This is a genomic window from Scytonema sp. PCC 10023, assembly GCF_963920835.1.
Taxonomy (GTDB): Bacteria; Cyanobacteriota; Cyanobacteriia; order Cyanobacteriales; family Nostocaceae; genus Kalymmatonema.
In genome coordinates, this window is sequence record NZ_CAWUDP010000314.1 from 1 (window position 1) to 1,175 (window position 1,175).

At 37.0% G+C, this 1,175-nt stretch carries 1 protein-coding gene; it reads right to left on the minus strand.

Translation table 11 applies throughout. The annotated features are described in order from the left end of the window. Positions 1 to 207: 207 nt before the first annotated feature. Positions 208 to 1,107, minus strand: a complete 900-nt coding sequence (locus tag ACM0OZ_RS48940) for a transposase (RefSeq protein ID WP_414590176.1) — start codon at positions 1,105 to 1,107, stop codon at positions 208 to 210. Positions 1,108 to 1,175: the final 68 nt, after the last annotated feature.

The window sequence follows — 1,175 nt, forward strand, 5'->3', positions numbered from 1 at the left end:
TAGACATCTCCGAAAAATGCCAATACCTCTCTATAGCTGGCTTTCAACAGGCGATTGCCCAAGGGGCAGTGCGCTCCGCGCAATCGCAAGGTGCAAACGTCAGCCAGTCTCAATAGAAAAATCAGGCTTTGAGACAGTTACTGTTGAGAATAAGGCAAAACTAAGTATTTATCTACGCTAATTTTAGCTCTGTAAAATCGCGCTATCTTATATTGGTAAAACTAATGTTCCGAGTCGGAATCTTACAAGTCCACATATCGTCATAATTATTTGTTCGTATTTACTTGCATTTAATCTAAATCTTTCAGATGCAACTCTAAATATCTTAATGACACGAATCAAATGTTCGACAAATATTCGTTCAGACGCCTGTTCTTTATTTTTCTCTTTTTGCAATAATGTTAATTCTCCTTTTTTCGGCTTTTTTGTGGGAGTATTAATTGCTCCTTCTCCTTCATAACCTTTATCTCCTTTAAACTTTTGATTAGGATGAAATCCATTCTGACCTGACCGAAACAAATTTATATCACTTTTTGGTCCTGGTTCTCCCGCGATTACATCAACAATATCTTTGCCATCTGGTAAAACAGTAATTTGATTTTTAAAGGTATGGTCTTTTTTCTTACCTGAGTAATACTTTTTCTGCTCTTTATAGTCCCCAGGCCTCTCTCTGGGCTGTTCCGAACTATCTACTATTAGTTCATAATCGGTTAAAATTTCTTGCACTACCTCATACTCGCTGGCGTTTTTTTTTACCTGTTCAAGTAAACTAGATGGTAGGAGTTTTTGTAGCACTGGAAACCAGTAGTTAAATGTATCGTTTGCGGTTGATTCACTCACTCCAAACTGGATACCTAATAATTGAAATGTTGTCAAATGTCGTAAATATATCAAAGTTAAAAGAATTTGCTCTTCCGTGGATAGCTTTACCTTACGACCGCCCCCTTTATTTATGATTCTAACTTTCTTTGCCTCGATGTCCTGTTGCTTTTGGGTATGTAAGGCGATCGCTTCTGAGATTAGTTCTTCTAGCTGCTCGTGCTTCAGACCAACCAATCGCTGCGTTTCCTGAGGGTTGTTTTGAATATAATCTAATACAGAACTCATGTTCTTCTGGCTAAAAATCTAATTTTATACTCTTTTACTAGATAATGCTTCTATTTTGGAGATGTCTA

Coding starts and splice junctions, on each gene's coding strand:
- ACM0OZ_RS48940 (WP_414590176.1), bottom strand. CDS start 1,107: ATGAGTTCTGTATTAGATTATATTCAAAACAACCCTCAGGAAACGCAG.